16 protein-coding genes and 1 pseudogene are annotated in these 20402 nt (G+C 62.1%); 9 read left to right on the top strand and 8 right to left on the bottom strand.

Going from position 1 to position 20402, the window contains the following annotated elements; genetic code table 11:
• Positions 1–152 precede the first annotated feature (152 nt).
• Together ACYASU_RS13725 and ACYASU_RS13720 are read right to left on the bottom strand one after the other, a co-directional pair.
• Positions 153–1625 carry a mechanosensitive ion channel domain-containing protein gene (locus ACYASU_RS13725; RefSeq protein ID WP_463583106.1) on the bottom strand — a complete coding sequence of 491 codons (1473 nt, stop codon included), beginning with the start codon at positions 1623–1625 and terminating at the stop codon, positions 153–155.
• 90 nt (positions 1626–1715) lie between these two features.
• On the bottom strand, positions 1716–2477 hold the full coding sequence (locus tag ACYASU_RS13720) for an SDR family oxidoreductase (protein ID WP_463583105.1): 762 nt from the start codon (positions 2475–2477) through the stop codon (positions 1716–1718).
• Positions 2478–2728: 251 nt separating this feature from the next.
• Between ACYASU_RS13720 and ACYASU_RS13715 the strand changes: the two genes are divergently transcribed.
• From ACYASU_RS13715 to ACYASU_RS13705, 3 genes are all read left to right on the top strand, one after another.
• On the top strand, positions 2729–3733 hold the full coding sequence (locus ACYASU_RS13715; protein WP_463583104.1) for an NADP-dependent oxidoreductase: 1005 nt from the start codon (positions 2729–2731) through the stop codon (positions 3731–3733).
• Positions 3734–3869: 136 nt separating this feature from the next.
• On the top strand, positions 3870–5213 hold the full coding sequence (gene pssA / locus ACYASU_RS13710) for a CDP-diacylglycerol--serine O-phosphatidyltransferase (RefSeq protein ID WP_463583103.1): 1344 nt from the start codon (positions 3870–3872) through the stop codon (positions 5211–5213).
• 5 nt (positions 5214–5218) lie between these two features.
• Positions 5219–5863 carry a TetR/AcrR family transcriptional regulator gene (locus tag ACYASU_RS13705; RefSeq protein WP_463583102.1) on the top strand — a complete coding sequence of 215 codons (645 nt, stop codon included), beginning with the start codon at positions 5219–5221 and terminating at the stop codon, positions 5861–5863.
• Between the two features lie 585 nt (positions 5864–6448).
• Here ACYASU_RS13705 and ACYASU_RS13700 read toward each other — a convergent pair.
• The 4 genes from ACYASU_RS13700 to ACYASU_RS13685 all read right to left on the bottom strand — a co-directional run bounded on the left by ACYASU_RS13700 (position 6449) and on the right by ACYASU_RS13685 (position 12620).
• Entirely contained in the window at positions 6449–10030 is a 3582-nt protein-coding gene (locus ACYASU_RS13700) for a molybdopterin cofactor-binding domain-containing protein (protein ID WP_463583101.1), read from the bottom strand.
• Complete coding sequence (locus ACYASU_RS13695) at positions 10027–10545, bottom strand: (2Fe-2S)-binding protein (protein ID WP_463583100.1); 519 nt, start codon at positions 10543–10545, stop codon at positions 10027–10029. The genes ACYASU_RS13700 and ACYASU_RS13695 overlap by 4 nt, the downstream gene beginning before the upstream one ends.
• 139 nt (positions 10546–10684) lie before the next feature.
• Entirely contained in the window at positions 10685–11143 is a 459-nt protein-coding gene (locus ACYASU_RS13690) for a MarR family winged helix-turn-helix transcriptional regulator (RefSeq protein WP_463583099.1), read from the bottom strand.
• Between the two features lie 427 nt (positions 11144–11570).
• Positions 11571–12620, bottom strand: a complete 1050-nt coding sequence (locus ACYASU_RS13685) for a 2,5-dihydroxypyridine 5,6-dioxygenase (RefSeq protein WP_463583098.1) — start codon at positions 12618–12620, stop codon at positions 11571–11573.
• 360 nt (positions 12621–12980) lie between these two features.
• Between ACYASU_RS13685 and ACYASU_RS13680 the strand changes: the two genes are divergently transcribed.
• From ACYASU_RS13680 to ACYASU_RS13660, 5 genes are all read left to right on the top strand, one after another.
• Complete coding sequence (locus ACYASU_RS13680) at positions 12981–14129, top strand: FAD-dependent monooxygenase (protein WP_463583097.1); 1149 nt, start codon at positions 12981–12983, stop codon at positions 14127–14129.
• Positions 14126–14944: an alpha/beta fold hydrolase gene (locus ACYASU_RS13675; protein ID WP_463583096.1), complete on the top strand. Its 819-nt coding sequence runs from the start codon at positions 14126–14128 to the stop codon at positions 14942–14944. The genes ACYASU_RS13680 and ACYASU_RS13675 overlap by 4 nt, the downstream gene beginning before the upstream one ends.
• A 35-nt stretch (positions 14945–14979) precedes the next feature.
• Positions 14980–15627, top strand: coding sequence for an N-carbamoylsarcosine amidohydrolase (locus ACYASU_RS13670; protein ID WP_463583095.1), 648 nt, complete (start codon positions 14980–14982; stop codon positions 15625–15627).
• Between the two features lie 140 nt (positions 15628–15767).
• Positions 15768–17081, top strand: a complete 1314-nt coding sequence (locus ACYASU_RS13665; RefSeq protein WP_463583094.1) for an MFS transporter — start codon at positions 15768–15770, stop codon at positions 17079–17081.
• A gap of 157 nt (positions 17082–17238) precedes the next feature.
• Positions 17239–18315, top strand: a complete 1077-nt coding sequence (locus ACYASU_RS13660; RefSeq protein WP_463583093.1) for a nucleoside hydrolase — start codon at positions 17239–17241, stop codon at positions 18313–18315.
• A 53-nt stretch (positions 18316–18368) separates the two neighbouring features.
• Here ACYASU_RS13660 and ACYASU_RS13655 read toward each other — a convergent pair whose 3' ends face one another.
• Positions 18369–19364: an aldo/keto reductase gene (locus ACYASU_RS13655; protein WP_463583092.1), complete on the bottom strand. Its 996-nt coding sequence runs from the start codon at positions 19362–19364 to the stop codon at positions 18369–18371.
• Between the two features lie 452 nt (positions 19365–19816).
• Here ACYASU_RS13655 and ACYASU_RS13650 point away from each other — a divergent pair, with 452 nt between their 5' ends.
• Entirely contained in the window at positions 19817–20152 is a 336-nt protein-coding gene (locus tag ACYASU_RS13650; RefSeq protein WP_192174754.1) for a hypothetical protein, read from the top strand.
• A gap of 79 nt (positions 20153–20231) precedes the next feature.
• Here the strand turns inward: ACYASU_RS13650 and ACYASU_RS13645 are convergent.
• Positions 20232–20399, bottom strand: a pseudogene (locus ACYASU_RS13645) (carboxymuconolactone decarboxylase family protein); the annotation flags it as partial.
• Positions 20400–20402 lie beyond the last annotated feature (3 nt).

Genomic DNA, 20402 nt, shown 5'->3' with positions numbered 1-20402 from the left:
GCTTTCGATGAGTCGAATTCAGGTCAGCCGGCGGATAGACCCAAGCGCCAAAGGCATAGCTCAGATCAAGCGTTCAGCAGCATCTGAGATACGCCTCGGGCGGGTGTCAGTTGCCTGCGAGAGTTTTACTTCTCGATAACCCGCTTTCTTTTTCAGCGCTTGTTGCCATCCGGCCCCTGCCCGCGCGTCACCTCAAACCGCCTCACATTCTTGCGCAACCAACTAACAAACCCACCCGAATCGGCCACCACCGGCTTGGCCTCCAACATCGCCGCCCTCGCCTTCGCCCGAAACTTAGCCAACCCCGCCAGCGCCCCAATCAATTCCGGATGCTCCGCCAGCCACGGCTCCAGATCGACCTTGTCGATCCGGTAAATCATGCAGTCGGTGTACGCGCAGAACCGCGCCAGCGTCGGCGTGGCGTCGAGGAAGCCGGTCTCACCCAGGAGCTCACCCGGCCCCATGCGTCCCACTTCCAGCCAGCCGTCCGGCCGTTGCAGCGACGCCGACACCACCCCGGACTCGATAATGAACAGCGCATCAGGCACCACCCCTTCGGCGAGCACGATGTCTTTCGCCGGATACGCGCTCAGGCGCATGTGCTGTTCCAGTTGCGCGCGGTCGGCGTCGCTGAGCATGCGCAACGCATTCACGGTATTGAGCACCGCAGACTGGCGCGTCGCGGCGCGCTGCTGGTCCTGACGGGTTTCGGTCGACGCGAGCTGCCGGTGGATCAGGTCGAACAGTTGGTTACGCACCGCTGAACGCCGATCCCGGGATTTCACGTAGCCGGTGACTTCGTACTCGACGATGCGCAGGCCGGACTTGACCACGACCGCAGAGGGCGCGGGCTGGGCCAGTAATTCGCGGCAGCCGAGCAGCGCTTTCTCCAGGGAGTCCAGCACCAGACTGGGTCGCAGGCGGGTCGACAATTCGATGGACAGGGTGACCGAGTGGAAATGATCTGGCCGGCTGAAGTTGACGATGCGGGTCTTGGCGGCCATGGCGTTGGGGATCACGGCCATGCTGCCTTCGGAGGTCAGCAGGTGGGTGGAGCGCCAGTCGATTTCGATGACTTTGCCTTCGATGTCGTCGACGCGAATCCAGTCGTCCACGCGGAACGGCTTGGTCGCGTTGAGGACGATGCCGGAGAACACGTCGCCGAGGGTGCTCTGCACGGCGAGACCGAAGATGATCGCGACTGCGCCGGAGGTGGCCAGCAGGCCTTTGACCGGCAGGTCGAGCACGTAGCCGGCTGCCGCCACTGATGCGACGAGGAAGATGATTGCGCCCATGACGTCTTGCAGCAGATGGCCCTTGCCGCCGATCCGAGGCTCCATGACCACGACGGCGAGCACGGTGAGTGTCCGCGCGCCGAACAGCCACCAGGCGATGGTCAGGATGGTGCCCAGCACATGCCGGGGAACGGACCAGTCGGCGGGCACCGGATACAGCGGGCTGAGTCCGCCATCGAGCAGCGCCATGCTGAACAGCACGAACAGCACCAGCCGGCACGCCAGCTTGCGCCGCAGCCAGCGCGGGTGCAGCCACTGCCAGAGCGTGAGGTCGATGACCAGCAGCACGGCAGCGCTGATCAGCGGATAGGCGAACCACAAATGATCCATCGACATTCCCTGGGGGTGGACAGCCCGTGGAGCTTAGCTGAATACCCCGCCGGGAGCGCCGGTCTGGTTTTCGCCGAACGGTCTGACCGATCAGAACGCCGTCACGCCCCCGTCTATCGCCAGTGAATGCCCGGTAGTGAACGCGGCGCCGTCGCTGCACAGGTAGAGCACGGCGGCGGCGATTTCTTCGACTTTGCCGATCCGCCCGACCGGGTGCATGGTCGCGGCGAATTCGGCCTTGCGCGGGTCGGCTTCGTGGGCGCGGCGGAACATGTCGGTGTCGATCACCGCCGGGCACACGGCGTTGACGCGGATGTGTTTCTTGGCGTATTCGATGGCGGCCGATTTGGTCAGACCGATCACCGCGTGCTTGGACGCGCTGTAGATGCTCATCTTCGGCGCCGCGCCCAGCCCGGCGACGGATGCGGTGTTGACGATTGCCCCGCCGCCCTGGGCCAGCATCAGCGGCAACTGGTATTTCATGCACAGCCAGACGCCCTTGACGTTGACGCCCATGATCGCGTCGAACTCGGCTTCGCTGCCTTCGGCGAGGCGGCCCTTCTCGATTTCGATGCCGGCGTTGTTGAAGGCGTAATCGACGCGGCCATAAGCGTCCACGGCTTGAGCCATCATCTGCTGCACCTGAACGTCCTTGGTCACGTCGCACGGCAGAAACAGCGCTTCTCCGCCCGCCTGACGAATCAACTCGGCCGTGCCCTCGCCGCCCGCGCTGTCCAGATCCACCACCAGCACTTTCAGACCGTGTTCGGCAAACGCCAGCGCGGTCGCTCGGCCAATACCCGCCGCGGCGCCGGTGACCAACGCGACCTGACCGGAAAACGTCATGCTCATGGGATCGTCCTTTTTGTACTTATTAATTGAAGAGCTCGGCAAACGCCTGATGGGCCGCAGCTTAGCGGGCGCGACACAGTCAGCGTCAGCACTATCAAGAGGCTGGTTGCCGGACCATTGGTGGCGATGATGATCCGTGAAGAGCGCCATCATCAGCGTGGATCGGCGGGCATTCGGTGCAGTGGCAATCCTTGCTGTCCGGGCCGTTCCGGTCTATCACTGCCGCTTCGCCGATAATCGAGAGCCCTGCCATGACCGCCTTGAATAACCGCCAATTCCTCCTCGCCCGCCGCCCCGTGGGTGCCGCCAGCCGTGAAGATTTCACCTTCCAGACCGTGCCTGTTGCGGAACTCGCCGAAGGCCAGATCCTGGTGAAGAGCGAATACCTGTCACTGGACCCGGCCATGCGCGGCTGGATGAACGAAGGCAAGTCGTATATCGCGCCGGTCGAGCTGGGCGCGGTGATGCGCGCGTTGGGTGCGGGCAAAGTCATCGAGTCCCGACACCCGAAATTCGCCGCGGGCGATTACGTTCAGGGCGTGCTCGGGGTGCAGGATTATTTCGTCGGCGAGCCCAAGGGCTTCAACAAGGTCGACCCCAAACTGGTGCCACTGCCGGTGTACCTGGCGGCGCTGGGCATGACTGGCATGTCGGCCTACTTTGCCCTGCTCGAAGTTGGCCAGCCCAAGGCCGGTGAGACTGTGGTGATTTCCGGCGCGGCGGGTGCAGTGGGCAGCATCGCCGGGCAGATCGCAAAAATCAAAGGCTGCCGGGTCATCGGCATTGCTGGCGGCAAGGAAAAATGCCAGACCCTGATCGATGAGTTCGGTTTCGACGGCGCCATCGACTACAAGAACGAAGACATTCATGCGGCGCTGAAACGCGAATGCCCCAAAGGCGTGGACGTGTATTTCGACAACGTCGGCGGCGACATCCTCGATGCAGTCCTGACCCGCCTGGCGTTGAAGGCGCGGGTGGTGATCTGCGGCGCGATCAGCCAGTACAACAACAAGGAAGCCGTCAAAGGCCCGGCCAACTACCTGTCGCTGCTGGTCAATCGCGCGCGCATGGAAGGTTTCGTGGTGATGGACCACGCGGAACGCTTCGCCAAAGCCGGCATGGAAATGGCCGGCTGGCTGGCCCAGGGCAAGCTGAAAAGCAAAGAGCACATCGTCGAAGGCCTGGAAACCTTCCCCGAAACCCTGCAGATGCTGTTCAAGGGCGAGAACAGCGGCAAGCTGGTTCTGAAGGTATGAGGTCAAGGCGAGACCTCACGGTGTGAGCGGTCGCTGATAATCCGCTGAACAACTCACGGATAACACTGCCAAAACCACCAGAGGGCGCACTCTGGTGTAAGCTCGTGCGCTGTTGATCCGACCCTTCGAGAGGCTTATGCGGGCTCCCTTCCGACGTTCTACCCTTGCAGCGCTGCGTGGTTTTGAATCCTCCGGCACGGCGATCACGATTCTGCCGAGTGCAGCCGACTATCGGCAGACACTGCTGGCGAAGATTGCCGCCGCCACCCGACGGATCTACATCGTCGCCCTGTACTTGCAGCAGGACGAAGCCGGTCAGGAAGTTCTCGATGCGTTGTATGCCGCCAAGGCTGTGCGACCGGAGCTGGACGTCGTGGTGCTGGTCGACTGGTTCCGCGCCCAACGCGGCCTGATCGGCGCCGGCAAGCAGGCCGGGAACTCGGCGTGGTATCAGGCGCAGAACCTGGAACACGATCAGGAAGTGCCGGTGTACGGCGTGCCGGTGCAAACCCGCGAGCTGTTCGGCGTGTTGCACCTCAAGGGCTGCGTCATCGACGACTGCGTGATCTACAGCGGCGCCAGCATCAATAACGTTTACCTTCACAAGCTCGGTAAATACCGGCTCGATCGCTATCACCTGATTGACAGCAAAGGCCTGGCCGACTCGTTCCAGCGTCTGGTCCAGCAGGACATTCTGCCGTCCGACGCGGTGCATCGCCTCGACCTGCCCTCGCCGCCCAGCTCTCGCAGCCTGCGCGGGGAGATTCGTCAGTTCCGCCAGCATCTCAAGCGCGCCAGTTACGACGTTAATGATGGCGTGCGTGACAATGGCGAGATGCGCGTCATCCCGCTGTTGGGCATCGGCAACAAGAACCCGCTGAGCAAAACCCTCTGTGATCTGATTGCCGCGACCGATGAGCAACTGACGCTGTGCACGCCGTATTTCAACATGCCGCTGGTGGTAAAACGTGAGATCAATCGCGCGCTGAAGCGGGGGGTGAAGGTCGACATCATCATCGGCGACAAGACCGCCAACGACTTTTTCATTTCGCCGGAGGAGCCGTTCAAGGTGATCTCCGCGCTGCCTTATCTGTACGAGATCAGCCTGCGTCGCTTCATGCAGAAGCATCAGACGGCGATCGCCAAGCACCAGCTGAACATCCATTTGTGGAAAGACGGCGACAACACCTATCACCTCAAGGGCCTGTGGTCGGACGACCGCTATACCCTGCTGACCGGCAACAACCTGAACCCGCGGGCCTTTCAGCTGGACCTGGAAAACGCCGTGCTGATCGATGACCCCAAGGGCGAATGGCTGAAGCCGCGCGCCGAGGAAATCGCGCTGCTGATGCGCAATACCCATCGGGTCGGCAAGTTTGACGAGCTCGATACTCTGAGCGAATACCCGGTTGGCGTGCGCACTTTTCTGCGCCGGGTCAGCCGGGTCCGCGTCGAGCGCCTGCTCTACCGGATTCTCTGACGACCATGGGCAAAAGCACTGGCGTTCGCGCGCAACAGGCCGATCAAACCCGCGCGCGCATTCTTCAGGCGGCGATCACGGTGTTCACCCGCGACGGCTATTCCGGCGGGCGCATCGAGAAGATCTCCGCCGAAGCCGAGTCCAACGACCGGATGATTTATTACTATTTCGGCAGCAAGGAGAAACTGTTCGTCAAAGTGCTTGAGCACACCTACGAGCAGTTCAACCGCGCCGAAAGCCTGCTGTCACTGGACCCGTCGACGCCTGAGCAGACGCTGCGCCAGTTAGTGGCGTTTGTCTGGGACTATTACGTCAGCCACCCGGAATTCGTCGCCATCCTCAGCATCGAAAACCTGCACAAGGGCAGGCACGCGCGCCAGTCCGGTGAGCTGCGACGGCTGTCAGGCGAAGCCGTCGGCGTGCTCAGACCGATCATCGATGCCGGTCAGCAGCAGGGTTTATTTCGGCAGGACCTGGACATCAAGCACGTGTATTTGATGATCGCGTCGCTGTGCTACTTCTATAACTCCAACCTGCACACCCTCAGTTCGTTCCTCGGCCAGGACATGGCCGCGGAGGGAGAGCGGAAGGATTGGTTGGCGTTCATTCAGGACTTGGTGATGCGTGGCGTTAGGGTGTTGCCGGAGTAGGCCGACTGGTGCAGCACCTGTGGGAGCGAGCTTGCTCGCGAAGGCGCCGGTACATCCGCTGAATATTCTGTGGCTGAGATACCGCTTTCGTGAGCAAGCTCACTCCCACAGAGGCCTGTACATCCGCCAGATATCTAGCGGTCGAAATGCAGTCTGTGGGAGCGAGCTTGCTCGCGAAGACGCCGGTACATCCGCTGAATATTCTGTGGCTGAGATACCGCTTTCGTGAGCAAGCTCACTCCCACAGACGCCAGTACATCCGCTAGATATTTAGCGGTTGAAATGCAGTCTGTGGGAGCGAGCTTGCTCGCGAAGGCGCCGGTACATCCGCTGAATTTTCTGTGGCTGAGATACCGCTTTCGTGAGCAAGCTCACTCCCACAAAGGCCAGTACATCCGCCAGATATTTAGCGGTTGAAATGCAGTCTTCGTGAGCAAGCTCACTCCCACAGGGGCCAGTACATCCGCCAGATATTTAGCGGTCGAAATGCAGTCTTCGTGAGCAAGCTCACTCCCACACGGACTTTATTCAGCCCAGGTCCAGCGCAGTCCCTGAAGAGTAAGTAAATCCCTCAGGCTTACCCAATCAGTGCGTTCCGGGATTGGCTTTCAAATGCGCCACCTTGTCCTTCAACCCCTCCCACTGCGGCTCATTCGGCGCAAATCGGTTGCGCAGGTACGCGGCCAGGTCGCTGATCTGGGTGTCGGACAGGCTGTCCTTGAAGCCCGGCATGTAACCCAGATCTGCCGTCGCCGGCTTGTCTATTCCCTGCTGAATCACTTTGATCAGGTTGTCTGGCAGCGCGCTGTGGACGTTGGTGTTAGTCGCCAGCGACGGGCTCACGCCAAACAGCTTCGGGCCCAGACCGTCGGCATGGCAACCCTGACACGAGCCTTCGAACACCCGCTGACCATTGCTCAATGACTGAGGCGAAACGCTCGGTTTCTCTGCCAGACCGGTCACCGTCGCGGGACGGATGTCAGCACTGCCAGACGCAGGCTCATTCAACGCCGCCAGATACACCGCCATCGCCCGCACATCGCTCTTCGGCAGTTTCGCCAGTTCCGAGACAACCGGCCCCATCGGCCCCGCCGCGACACCGTGAGCATCGGAGTACCCGCTGCTTAAATAATTGAACAGCTGATCCTCGGTCCACGGCGTCGGCGCCTTCGACAGGCTGTTGAGCGCCGGCGCTTCCCAGCCGTCCACCGTGCCGCCCGCGAGAAACGACGTGCCGCCCTTCTCCGCCCCCAGCAAGTCCCGGGGTGAATGGCAGGCGGCGCAATGCCCCAGTCCATTGACCAGATACTGACCGCGATTCCACTGAGCGCTTTGCTGCGGCTGCGTCTGCACCTCGCCTTTGCGCAGATACAGCGCGTTCCAGCCGGCCATCAACGGCCGCACATTGAACGGAAAGCGCATTTCGTTTGCGGGCTGGACCTGTTTCACCGGCGTCTGCGACATCAGGTACGCGTACAGCGCCTGCATGTCGGCGTCCTCGATGTTTCTGAAGGCCGTGTAGGGAAACGCCGGGTAAAGGTGTTTGCCATCGCGACTGATGCCGTCACGCATCGCCCGCTCGAACGCCGGATACGACCAGTTACCAATGCCGGTCTCAGGGTCCGGGGTGATGTTGCTGCTATATAAGGTGCCAAACGGCGTTTGCATCGCCAGCCCGCCGGCATTGCTGGCGCCATTCGGGGCGGTGTGACAGACCGCGCAGTCGCCCACGGCCGCCAGCAACCGCCCGCGCTCCAAGGTCCCCGATGACCAGGTGCCCGCAGCGGGCGGCGTGATCGGCGCGATTTCCGCACGCCAGGGCAACGCGGTCGCGGCCATGCCCAGCAACGCGCCGAACGCAGCAAACAACGAACCGAACAGCCACTTTGAGCGTTTGGCTTTCGGCGACTGCGGCAGCTGGCTATTGGATTCCACGCCAGCGCTGTTCAGCGCGGCGAGAATGCGTTCCGCCGTGATCGGCAGCTCGCGAAAGCGAATCCCGGTCGCGTCGTACACGGCGTTGGCAATGGCTGCCGCACTCGGGACCGACGCCGACTCCCCGGCGCCCATGGGCGGCTCGGCCTGGCGCGGCATCATCATGACGTCGACTTTCGGCACTTCGGGGAACGTCAGAATCGGGTAGCCGCCCCACTCCTTGCTCGCCACGGTGGATTCCTCGAACGTCACCCGCTCCTTGAGCACCCGGCTGGTGGACTGGATGACGTTGCCGTGGATCTGATGCTGGACACCGGCGGGATTGACCATCATGCCGGCGTCGTGGCCGATCACCACGCGAGTCACCGACACATCGCCGGTGTGCTTGTCGATCGCCACGTCCGCCACCCACGCCGCCCACGCCGCGCCGAAGCCGGGAAACTTGCTGTGGATGTAGCGCGCGTAGGCAAAACCGCGCCCGCGCAAGACACCGTCTTCTTCCGGGATCTGCATCGGTTGAGTGCGCGGCGCCCAGTCAGCCCGGGCGGCGGTGGCGCGAACCAGTTCGGCAGCGCGCTCGTCGTGCAGATAACGAAGCCGGTATTCGATGGGGTCGACGCCAGCCGCGAAAGCCAACTCGTCGATGTAGGACTCGTGAGCGAAGGTATTGGGAAGCGCCGACACACCGCGCATCCACGACGCCCGCACAATCGGCGCCATGTCGTGAATGGTGACGCGCATGTGTTCGATGTCGTAGGGCGGGATCGAAGTGCGGTCGCCCATTTCGAACATCGTCGCCACCGGCTCTACGCGCCCGGTCAACAGCAAGGCCAGGGTTGGCGAGTTATTCGACGGGTAGCGGGTGCTGAAGTCATAACCGGCGATGCCGCCATCGGCGTTAATCCCGCCGTCGACTTCCATCAACTGCGCCGTGCCTTTCGGCTCCCAGGCATGTTCCTGCTCGCGGGTCAGTTGCACGCGCACCGGCCGGCCCACGGCGCGGGACAGCAACACCGCGTCGGCGCAGACGTCATCAGCGCAATTGCGCCCGTAACAGCCGGCCGCTTCCATGCGGATGATGTCGATCCGCTCTTCGGGGTATTCCAGCAGCCAGGCCAGATCGGCGCGCAGCATGTGGGGGTTCTGCGTGCCGGACCAGACCCGAATGCCTTCTTCGCTGTAGTCCGCCAACCCGCACGAAGGTCCGATGGAGCCGTGAATCTGGTAGGGCCATAGATAGGTTCGCGTCATCCGCTCGCTGGCCTGGGCCAACGCTTCTTCGACATTGCCCTGATCGAGCACCACCCGCTGAATGCTCGGGTTATCGCGTATCGCCTGCTCGATGTTGCTCATGTCCGGCAATTCGTGCTGCCAGGGCTTCCAGGTGACCTTGAGTTCCCGCGCCGCCTTGGCCGCCTGCTCTTCACGCATCGCGACGATGCCGACGAAATCCCGAATCACCACCACGCGGACGATGCCGGGAATGTGCGCGATCGAAGATTCGTCCACGTCCAGCAGACTGGTGCCGACGAAGTCGCCGGTGTCGTAACCGGCGTAGGGCGGCCGTACGACGCGGCCATGGAGCATGTCCGGTAAACGCATGTCATGGACGTAGGTCAATTCGCCGGTGGCCTTGCCCGGAATGTCCACACGGGCGGCGCCCTGCCCCACCAGTTTGTAGTCCTCCAGCCGCTTGAGTGGTGCGTTGCCGGAGATGCGCAATTCGACACGCTGATCGACCAGCAGTTGGCCAAAGGTCAGTGCGCGACCGTCCTGCGCTTTGATCACGCCGCTGTCGATGACTAACGAATCCACATCGACCGACCACTGCTGCGCGGCCTGTTGCAGCAGGTAGCGCCGCGCCTCGGCCGCCGCATTGCGCAACGGGATGGCGGAAATCTGCAAAGTGGCGCTGGCGATGGTCGCGCCCTGATTCGGCGCACGCTCGGTGTCGCCCAGAATCATCGTCACTTGATCCATCTGCAGGTCCAGCTCTTCGGCGACGATCTGCGTCAGCGAGGTGCGGATGCCGGTGCCCAGATCCACATGGCCGTTGAAGGCATAGACGCGGCTGTCTTGATCGATGGCAATGAACAGCCCCAATTCCATGGGCCTGACCGTAGGGGTGCCGCCTTTGGCGACCGGACCGGACGGCGGCAGGATGTCGTCGACGATCAACAGCACGCCGTTTTGGGCGAGCAATTCATCGCGCGTGGGCAAAGTCTGGGTCATTGGGCGGGATCCGGGCTGGGCTGATGACGCGCGGCACGCATGACCGCACTGAGGATTTCAAGGTGCGTGCCGCAGCGGCACAGGTTGGCTGACAGTTCTTTGCGAATCTGCGCTTCGGTGGGGTGCGGGTTGCGGTCGAGCAAGGCCTTGGCGGTCATGATCATACCGTTCATGCAGTAGCCGCATTGCGCGGCCTGCTCGTCGATGAAGGCTTGCTGCACCGGATGCGGGCGGTCTCGCGAACCGATGCCTTCCAGCGTGGTGATCTCGCGCCCTTGGGCCCCGGCCAGTGGAAACACGCAGGAGCGTGCGGCGACGCCGTCGATGATCACCGTGCAGGCGCCGCACTCGCCCAGGCCGCAGCCGTATTTGGGGCCATTAAGGTGCAGGTCATTGCGCAGGATCAGTAACAGCGGCGTGTCAGGCATTGCCGTGACACGTGTGGCCTGACCGTTGACGTTCAGGGTCACGGTCTTCTCCGCCGCCCGCTGCAGCTCGCTTGTGTCAGCCTTCATGTGTTACCCGCTGTAGCTTGCATTTGATGAAGTGATTACTTCATGAAACGAGAGCAGGAAGCATGCCAGCGGAGAAAAGGCTTTAGGACGTTGGAGTTTTCAGGAGGGAGATGACGCCTGACGAGGGGGTCAGGCGGCGTTATTCATCGCCCTCGTCGATCAGTTTGCGCAGCAGAAACAGTACAGCCACGCGTTCGGCGGGGTTGAGTTTGCTCAGGGTCAGCTCGCTGATCTGCGCGGCGCGGGGCACGGTTTCCTGCACCAGTTGCAGGCCGCTGTCGGTCAGGCTGCAGATGACTTTGCGGCGATCCTGCGGGTCCGGGTCAAGGCTGATCAGGTCCCGGGCTTTCAGGCGATCGACGATGCCGCGAATGGTCGCCTGATCCACGGCCGTGGCCTTGACCAGCTCGGTTTGCGAACTGGGGCCGTGATCGCGCAGCGCGCACAGGGTCACGAACTGCACCGCCGTGAGCTGCGAATCGCCGACGTTCTGCTGGAAGATCGCCAGATGCCGCTGGTAGGCCTTGCGCAGCAGATGGCCGACCTGCTCGGAAAAGGTGTAGGACCGATTGTTATTGGAAGGGTTGTCAGTGGACACGGGTGGCTCGTTCGGCAGGATCTGGAAAGTGGTGGCTACAGTAACGTCTGCGGGGGGTTGAGGGGAATCTTCGGAATGAGTGAGTTGTGTCGCTGGTGTATCCGCCGACAGATGAATAGTGGGAGCGACCGGGATGGCGCTTCAACTTGCTCGCGAAAAGGACGGTACATCCTCCAGAACTTCGGCAGCTGGAATGCCGTCTTCGTGAGCAAGCTCACTCCCACAAGGTTGCTGTGCGCGGAAGATCCCGGGGCGTATGCAAAACCTGTGGGAGCGAGCTTGCTCGCGAAGAAGTAGGTAAGGACCCTAAATCTTCATCTACAGGAATGCCGCCTTCGTGAGCAAGGTGGAGCGCCACCCCGGTCACTCCCACAAGTTTTGCGTACAACCTGAGTCCCGCGTAGCGCAAGCCAAATGCAGGCCTGCGTCAGGCTTTCGATGCCTCGGGCGCCACCACTTCCCCCGCCAGCACCACGGCCTGGTCGTCCAGATAAATGTCGCAACGACGCAGCGGGATATCCAGATGGCACGGGGTTTTGCGGGTGCCGCCGACTTCAGTATTCGGCCCCGTGGAAAACAGGAAGTTGCCGTAGAACGCCCGGGCATCCATGCACATGCCGTCGTTCTTGTCGTGCAGACCCATGGCCGTCCACTGGGCGCGGGGTTGCAGGCCCCAGCCAATGTGGGAAATGCCGTAGACCTCAGGGTCATTGAAGTACTTCAGGTAATCACGCAGGTACTCCGCCTCGAAACCACCGTGAATCCCGGTGATAAACCCCTTGTCGATCTCCAGCGTGATCTGCTCGCGGGAGTAGGTTTTGAACGGCAGCACGATGTCCCCCACATCAATGACCAGCGTGCCTTCGGCGGTCTCTTCGTTGGGCCAGGAAAACAGAAACCCGCTGGGCCAGTGGTCCCAGCGCCCCGGCTCGTCGGCGAAACCGTATTCGGTGACGGAGGGGTATTGCCCCAGTTGCGCACGAAAATCGCTGCCGGCGCGGGACTTCACCTGAATCGAGCGCGCTGCCTTCAGCACCTGTTCGGCCGCCAGCACCCGTTCCTTGTCCGCCACCGTCGGCAGCATCCGCGCCAGCACTTCCGGGGGCTCCACCGCCAGCAGAATCCGCGTGCCGGTCTTGAGGATCTGCTCCTGCTCCGGCGAGTGCAGCAGCATCATCGTGTCGACGATCAGGTCCGCCGCCTCAAGGGCACGTTGCGCGGCGATGTTGCCGGTCAGCGCGGTGTCGCCGCAGTAGGCGGTCATGTCGTTGCCCATGGCTTTGGGGTGATTGAACGACGGCAGCTCCACCGCATAGACCTTGGCGCCCAAACGTTGAGCGGCGTCCATCGCGGCACGCACCGTACGCGCATCTGAGTAGTGGCTCTTGAGCACCGCCACGCTCTGGGTCGCGTCCACTTTCGACAGTTTCAGCACGTGCTCGAACATCTGGGTCAATTCGCAATCGCTAACCGGCATCTCTTTTCTCCTCTGGGGCGGATGACGAGCCGGATGCACCATTGCAAGGCGTCGCGCATCAGACCAGTGCATTTTTTAAAGCGTACACACTTATTAAAAGCGATAAGACATCAATCCGGACGCCGCTGCAATAGGCACGCCACTCTGTTACCCAACCACACAGACCCCAATGAATAAGGGTTACAGCAGGTGACATGCCTGTTTGCGACACCGCCTGCCGTTTCTGGAAATATCGGTTCACTTTTAAAAATATCAGCGTATACACTTTAAAAACCCAGCGACGCGACAGATCATTTTCGCCTCGCCGTCATCCAGAGCTCCGGTCATTCAGGGCTCATGAAACACAAAGGAATGCGCGCCATGCCAACCACGCAAAAAATCGCCATCGTCGGATCCGGTCTGGGGGGCGCTGCGGCTGCGACGCTGTTGCAGAAAGCCGGCTTCCACGTCGATATCTACGAACAAGCCCCCGCGTTTTCTCGTATCGGTGCTGGTATCCACATGGGCCCGAACATCATGAAAATCTTCCGCCGCATGGGCATCGAGCAACAGCTCAGCGACATGGGTTCGCACCCGGACTTCTGGTTCAGCCGCAACGGTGCGACCGGCGATTACCTGTCGCGCATCGCCCTGGGCGAGTTCTCCCTCAAGGAGTACGGCGCGGCCTACATCACCGTGCACCGCGGTGATCTGCACGCGCTGCAAATGTCGACGCTGGCGCCGGGCAGCGTGCACTTCAGCAAATGCCTGACCACGCTGGAAGAACGCGACAACGGCGTGCGCCTGAATTTTGCCGACGGCACCCACGCCGACGCCGACATCGTGATCGGCGCCGACGGCATCAACTCCAAGATTCGCGAAGAGCTGTTGGGCCATGAAAAACCGCTGTACAGCGGTTGGGTCGCCCACCGCGCGCTGATCCCCAGCGAGGTGCTGACCAAGTACAACCTGGAATTCGAGAACTGCGTGAAATGGTGGAGCGAGGACCGTCACATGATGGTTTATCACACCACCGGCAAGCGCGATGAGTACTACTACGTGACCGGCGTGCCCCATGCAGCGTGGGACTTCGAGGGCAATTGGGTCGACAGCAGCCGGGACGAAATGTATGAAGCGTTCGCCGGTTACCACCCCACCGTGCAGGCCTTGATCGAATCCACCGACAGCGTGACCAAGTGGCCGCTGCTCAACCGCAACCCGCTGCCACTGTGGAGTCGCGGCCGCCTCGTTTTGCTGGGCGACGCCTGCCATCCGATGAAGCCGCACATGGCCCAGGGCGCCGGCATGGCCATTGAAGACGCCGCAATGCTCACCCGCTGCCTGCAGGAAACCGGCCTCACCGATTACCGCACCGCGTTCCAGTTGTACGAAGCCAATCGCAAGGAACGCGCCTCTCGGGTGCAAGCGGTTTCCAACGCCAACACCTGGCTGCGCACCCAGGAAGATCCGGCCTGGGTTTACGGGTACGACCTGTACGGCCAGGAGCTGAAATCGGGGGTGGCGGCGTGAGCACATTCATCCATGGCGGCAACGTCCAGGCCAACGGCATCCGTCAGCATTACCTGCGCTACGGCGGCGACATGCACTCCGGCAAACCGGCGCTTATCCTGATCCCGGGCATCACCAGCCCGGCGATCACCTGGGGGTTCGTCGCTGAACGCCTGGGCCAGTCTTTCGACACCTACGTGCTGGATGCGCGCGGTCGCGGGCTTTCTTCCACGGGGCCGGATCTGGATTACAGCGTCGACACCTGCGCCGATGACATCGGTGCGTTTGCCGCCGCCATGGGCATCGACAGCTATCACTTGGCCGGTCATTCGATGGGCGCGCGTTTTGCCGTTCGGGCATCGATTCGTTGCCCCCAGGGCCTGAAAAGCCTGGTCCTGATCGATCCGCCGGTGTCCGGTCCGGGCCGTCGTGAATACCCGGCGAAGTTGCCGTGGTACGTCGACTCCATCCGCCAGTCGCAACAGGGCATGAGCGCCGAACACATGCGCGCGTTCTGCCCGACCTGGACCGAGGAACAACTGCAGCTGCGCGCCGAGTGGCTGCACACCTGCTACGAACCCGCCATCGTCCGCGCCTTCAATGACTTCCACGACGTGGATTTCCACCAGGACCTGCCGAACCTTCCGGTCCCTGCCCTGCTCATCGTCGCTGGCCGCGGCGGCGTGATTCAGCCGGAAGACGAAGCCGAAATCCGACAGCTACAACCGAACATCCTGATCGCGCGAGTGGAAAACGCCGGACACATGATTCCGTGGGACAACCTGCCGGGCTTCTTTGCCGCGTTCGGTGACTTTCTCGGTACGCCGCTGACCTGACGGTCCTTGCTTAAAACGATGAACAGGAGAACGCAATGACCGACCCACAAAGCGCGGACGCCAACTATCAGGGCGTCTGGGGCAATCGCATCGGTTTTGGTGCGAAACCGGCCTTGCTGATGATCGATTTCATGCAGGGCTACACCCAACCCGGCGCGCCTTTATATGCGCCCGGCGTGGTCAGTGCGGTGGCCGAAAGCGTCGAGCTGCTGGCCTGCGCGCGGGAACACGGCATCGCGGTGGTGCACACCAACATCCGCTACCACCCCACGCATTTCTCGGACGGCGGCATGTGGGTGAAAAAAGCGCCGGTGATGAAGGACATGGTCGAAGGCAACCCGCTGGCCGCATTCTGCGAGGCCGTACAGCCATTGCCCGAAGAGGTCGTGATCAGCAAGCAGTACGCCAGTTCGTTCTTCGGCACGTCACTGGCATCAATGCTGCACGCCCAAGGGATCGACACCGTCGTGCTGGCCGGCTGCTCCACCAGCGGCTGCATCCGGGCGACCGCGGTGGATGCCGTGCAGCATGGTTTCCGGACCATCGTCGTGCGCGAATGCGTGGGCGACCGGCACCCCGATCCCCACGAAGCGAACCTGTTCGACATCGACAGCAAGTACGGAGATGTGGTGAGCAAGCAGGAGGCGATGACACAGTTGCGAGCTGCAAGCTTCAAGCGATAAGCCGCAAGTCAAGAGCATGCGGTCCCCTCTTGCAGCTTGAAGCTTGGCGCTTGCCGCTTCGTCCCCCATATGACAACACCGCAAACGCAGGCAAAATCAGCCGCCGCGCTCACCGGTCGAAGAAACGCCAGGAGACACCCATGCCCTCTGCGAATGTAGACACCTCCGCGAACCTAACCGCGGACCCGATCAAAGCGCTGTACACCAAGATCACCTGGAAGCTCATCCCCTTCCTGTGTTTCTGCTACCTGGCCGCTTACCTGGACCGCATCAACATCGGCTTCGCCAAGCTGCAGATGCTCGACCAGTTGCACTTCAGCGAGACCGCGTTCGGGTTGGGCGCCGGGCTGTTTTTCGTCGGCTATATCCTGTTCGAAGTGCCGAGCAACCTGGTCCTGGAGAAGGTCGGCGCGAAGATCTGGATCGCGCGGATCATGATCACCTGGGGCTTGCTGTCGTCCTGCATGTTGTTCGTCAGCACGCCGACGCAGTTTTACGTGCTGCGGTTTCTCCTCGGCGCCGCTGAAGCGGGCTTCCTGCCCGGCGTGCTGTTTTACCTGACCACTTGGTTCCCGACCTACCGCCGCGGCCGCATCATCGCGCTGTTCATGATCGGCCTGCCGCTTTCCAGCGTCATCGGCGGCCCGCTGTCGGGCTGGATCATGGGCCATTTCGACCAGACTGCCGGGCTGCGTGGCTGGCAGTGGCTGTTCCTGATCGAGGGCATTCCCAGCGTGCTGCTGGGGGTGATGACGTTCTGGGCGCTGCCGAACAATCCGAAAGAAGCCAAATGGCTGAACAGCGCCGAACAAACCTTGCTGGAAAGCGAACTGCGCCTGGACGACGTTGAGGGCAAGGACAGCAAGCACAGCTTTCGCGACGGTTTTTTCAATCTGAAAGTGTGGATGCTCGGCGGCATCGATTTCTCGATCTTGCTCAGCGCCTACGCCATGGGCTTCTGGATGCCGACGTTCATCAAGAACGCCGGGGTCACCGACACCTTCCACATCGGCGTGTTGACGGCATTGCCCAGCGTCGCGGCGCTGATCGGCATGCTGATGATCGGTGCCAGCTCCGACCGTCGTCGCGAACGGCGCTGGCACATCATCGTGCCGTTCTGGATCGGCGCCATGGCCATGGCCGCCAGCCCGTTCTTCACCCATAACGTGGTCGCGACCGTCGCGCTGTTTGCCGTCGCTTCGGCCGCGATCATCGGCGCGGTCCCGGTGTTCTTCAGCCTGCCGGCAACGTTCCTCAAGGGCCGGGCGGCAGCGACGGGTTTCGCGTTGGCCTGCTCGCTGGCGAATATCGCCGGGCTGGTGAGCAACTCGATGATGGGCATCGCCATCGATGTCACCGGCAGCAGCGCCGGGGCGTTGTGGTTCTTTGCCGGGTGCCTGATTTTGAGCAGCCTGCTGGTGGTTGCGCTGCCGGCAAAGCTGGTGAATCGGTAACTCGTCGCGCTGGACGCCTATCCCGGGGGGAGCCAGCTTGCTGGCGAATGCGGTGGGTCAGTCAACGGTTCGCTCACTGACCCACCGCGTTGGCGGGACACGCCGCGCTCCAACCCGGCGAACCGTATTCATCCCATCACAATTGTGGAATCCGACCATGCAGGCGTTTGTGAAAAGCTGTGCCCTGGCCCTGACGCTGGGACTGTCCGCGACCTCCTTGCAGGCCGCGGAAAAGGTGATCTTCGACACCGATTTCAACGTGCTCAACGACGACGGCCAAGCCTTCATCATGCTGGCGCAACTGCACGCGCAAAAGCGCATCGACCTGCTGGGCATGACCCTCGTCAGTGGCAACGCGTGGGTCGATCAGGAACAGGTCGATGCGCTGAAGGCTGTCGAGCGCATGGGCGTGGAAAAGGACATCGGCGTGTACTCCGGCGCGGCCTACCCGCTGCTGCACGACTTCGCCACGTATGACCAGGAAAAAGCCCTGTTCGGCGCAGGCTGGCCGGGGGCGTTCAAGACCCCGCGTCCGACCTCGGCCTCGCAACTGGTTTCGCCGCCGGACGGGCTTGCGACGCACACTGCATTGCGCAGCGAATCCGCCGCGCAGTTCATCGTCGACAGCGTGAAGGCCAACCCTCACGAAGTGACCCTCCTGGCCGTTGGCCCATTGACCAACATCGCTCTGGCGATTCGCAGCGCCCCGGAAATCGTGCCGCTGATCAAACGCATCGTGTACATGGGCGGCGCCATCGAGATCCCCGGCAACACGACCCCAGCGGCGGAATTCAACTGGTGGTTCGACCCCGAGGCCGCAAAAATCGTCCTGCGCTCGCCCATCGAGCACGTGATTTTCCCCAACGATGTCTGCGAAAAGGTCATCTTCGACGCCTCGGTCTACCAGCGCATCGTCGCCAGCAAAGGCGTGATTCCCAACCTGTACAAAACGGTGCTGGGACCTGAGTTCGACAAGGACCCGAACCACCACAGCTTCACCTGGGACAGCCTGCCTGCGCTTTACCTGGTGCATCCGGAACTGGTCACCGAGTCCAAAGACTTGTGGGTCGATGTCGACGCCCACTTCGGACCGGATTACGGCCGCTCCATGGGCTACAAGAAGGGCGCGCCCGTCGGCACACAAAAGGCGAAAGTGGTGTACGCCGTGGATCAAAAGAAGTTCTGGGATGCGTACGTGGATCTGGTCACTCTGCCTGCGCCGGTCAAACGCTGATCGCCTCAGTTCGCGCCGTTCGTATGAAACGGCCCAACCGGGGTTAGGCAAAATCAGCCGATTAGGGCAATCAGCTGCTGGCGCTGGGCATCAGTAAGCAAAGGCCCTCTGGCGGCTTCGGCGTTTTCCTTCATGTATTTCGGATTTCCCGTACCGGGAATCGCGCACGTTACTGCCGGGTGCGAGATCAGAAACTTCAGCGCCAGTTGCGCCCAGCTCCTGGCCTGAACTTCCCCCGCCCACCCCGGCAGCGGCGTGTTGCGCAAGCGGCCGAGCAGACCGCCTCCACCGAACGGCCGATTGCAGATCACCGCCACCCCTCGCTCACGACACAGCGGCAGCAGCCGCGCCTCGACCGCGCGATCGTCCAGCGCGTAGTTGATCTGCAGAAAATCGAACGCTTCGGCCTTCAGCGCAGCTTCCACCTCAGCGTAGGCCGACGGGGTGTAGTGCGTCAGACCGACGTAGCGAATGCGCCCTTCTTCTTTCCACTGACGCAGCGTCGGCAGATGGGTTTTCCAGTCCAGCAGGTTGTGGATCTGCATGAGGTCGATGCGCTGGGTCCGCAACAGCCGGAACGACGCTTCCATCTGGGCAATGCCTTCGTCGCGCCCTCGGGTCCAGACCTTGGTCGCCAGAAACGCTGGCGATGACGGCTGATGGATCGCCAGCAACTCGCCGGTGGTTTCCTCGGCGCGGCCGTACATGGGCGAACTGTCGATCACCGTGCCGCCGGCGTGGAACAGCTGGTCCACCACGGCGGGCAGCAGTTTGTACGCATCGCTGCCGGGCTCGACATCGAAACCGCGATAGGTGCCAAGGCCGATCATCGGCAACGCTTCGCCGCTGGATGGAATGTCTCGCGTGAGCATGTTCCGCTCTCCTGATTGAACGGGCGAAGGGCCAGGTTGTGGCGGTTCGGATGCTGTGGCGGGGACGCCTGCACTCGCATCACCGACCGCTGCGTCAAACACCAACGCCGCCGACGCACCTGCCGCCAGGGTAAGCAATCGCCTGCGGGTGAGCAGGTGTGGGTCGGTCACGGGCATGTCTCCGGGTCGGGCTGACGTGAGCGCACAGTGAATGGTCGACCCCACGCACGCGGCCTCGGTTCAAGTCCGCACGACCATCAGCGCAGATCGCAGGTTGGCGCTGTAACTCAATCATTCCTCCTGACGGCCCGGAATGACGCAGAGCGCCTCGGGATGCATTCCCACGCAGAGCGTGGGAACGATCGGACATCAGCGCCTGGAATGGCCTCTTCCCGGCTGAAGCCGGTCCCACTAAACAGCAGCGCGTGCATCCCATGGCATCGGCGGCGCACCGTAGGACCGGCTTTAGCCGGGAAGCTCTTGATCTGCGCAGCGCTTTTGGTCTTCACAGTCTGCCTCCGGGCATACGCTCTTGATCTCGGCAGATACTGCGACCATCTGCGCAGATCGCGGGAACGCTGGGCAGCCCCATGCGTCACAACTCCATCTTGAACACTGGAGGACACAAAATGAAAACCGTTATCACCCTGAACGAACTCGCCAACGCAGACCTGCGCCCCTACACCGAAATCTGGCTGACCTCACCGACCGCCGTCCGCGAACCCCATCACACCGATGACGAACTGTGCCTGTGGCGCGCCAACCAGGTGTTCTCCCACGACATGCTCAGCGAAGGTACCCATGGTCAGAACGTCATGCCGGTCTGGCTGGTGGTTGACGACATCGACGACTCCGAGCAGGTGCTCGAAGTCGAAACCCAAGTGCGTGAACGCCTGCTGACCGCAGGGCTTGAAGGGGAGTTTTATCCGGCGGAAGTGGGCGAGCGGACTGACGGGGTCAAGTGATCTAACCAAGTGCGGAAGCGACGCGTAAGGCCGGCAAGCACCCTGCCGGCCTTTGCGTATCGCCGCGAGCTACCGCGATTTATGGCTTCAGCGCGTCATACGCTTCCAGCGCGTGCATCGAATAGATGTACGCAGCGCCCGCGTTCAACGAGATCGCGGTAGCCAGGGCGGCGGCGACTTCTTCACGGGTCGCGCCCGCGGCGATGGCGGCTTGGGCATGGCTGGCCAGACACCCGTCACAGCGCGAGTG

It is taken from the genome of Pseudomonas sp. HP_12 (assembly GCF_055283955.1).
This window is presented reverse-complemented; position numbering and strand designations above follow the sequence as displayed.

Coding starts and splice junctions, on each gene's coding strand:
- ACYASU_RS13725 (WP_463583106.1), bottom strand. CDS start 1,625: ATGGATCATTTGTGGTTCGCCTATCCGCTGATCAGCGCTGCCGTGCTG.
- ACYASU_RS13720 (WP_463583105.1), bottom strand. CDS start 2,477: ATGAGCATGACGTTTTCCGGTCAGGTCGCGTTGGTCACCGGCGCCGCG.
- ACYASU_RS13715 (WP_463583104.1), top strand. CDS start 2,729: ATGACCGCCTTGAATAACCGCCAATTCCTCCTCGCCCGCCGCCCCGTG.
- pssA (WP_463583103.1), top strand. CDS start 3,870: ATGCGGGCTCCCTTCCGACGTTCTACCCTTGCAGCGCTGCGTGGTTTT.
- ACYASU_RS13705 (WP_463583102.1), top strand. CDS start 5,219: ATGGGCAAAAGCACTGGCGTTCGCGCGCAACAGGCCGATCAAACCCGC.
- ACYASU_RS13700 (WP_463583101.1), bottom strand. CDS start 10,030: ATGACCCAGACTTTGCCCACGCGCGATGAATTGCTCGCCCAAAACGGC.
- ACYASU_RS13695 (WP_463583100.1), bottom strand. CDS start 10,545: ATGAAGGCTGACACAAGCGAGCTGCAGCGGGCGGCGGAGAAGACCGTG.
- ACYASU_RS13685 (WP_463583098.1), bottom strand. CDS start 12,620: ATGCCGGTTAGCGATTGCGAATTGACCCAGATGTTCGAGCACGTGCTG.
- ACYASU_RS13680 (WP_463583097.1), top strand. CDS start 12,981: ATGCCAACCACGCAAAAAATCGCCATCGTCGGATCCGGTCTGGGGGGC.
- ACYASU_RS13670 (WP_463583095.1), top strand. CDS start 14,980: ATGACCGACCCACAAAGCGCGGACGCCAACTATCAGGGCGTCTGGGGC.
- ACYASU_RS13665 (WP_463583094.1), top strand. CDS start 15,768: ATGCCCTCTGCGAATGTAGACACCTCCGCGAACCTAACCGCGGACCCG.
- ACYASU_RS13660 (WP_463583093.1), top strand. CDS start 17,239: ATGCAGGCGTTTGTGAAAAGCTGTGCCCTGGCCCTGACGCTGGGACTG.
- ACYASU_RS13655 (WP_463583092.1), bottom strand. CDS start 19,364: ATGCCCGTGACCGACCCACACCTGCTCACCCGCAGGCGATTGCTTACC.
- ACYASU_RS13650 (WP_192174754.1), top strand. CDS start 19,817: ATGAAAACCGTTATCACCCTGAACGAACTCGCCAACGCAGACCTGCGC.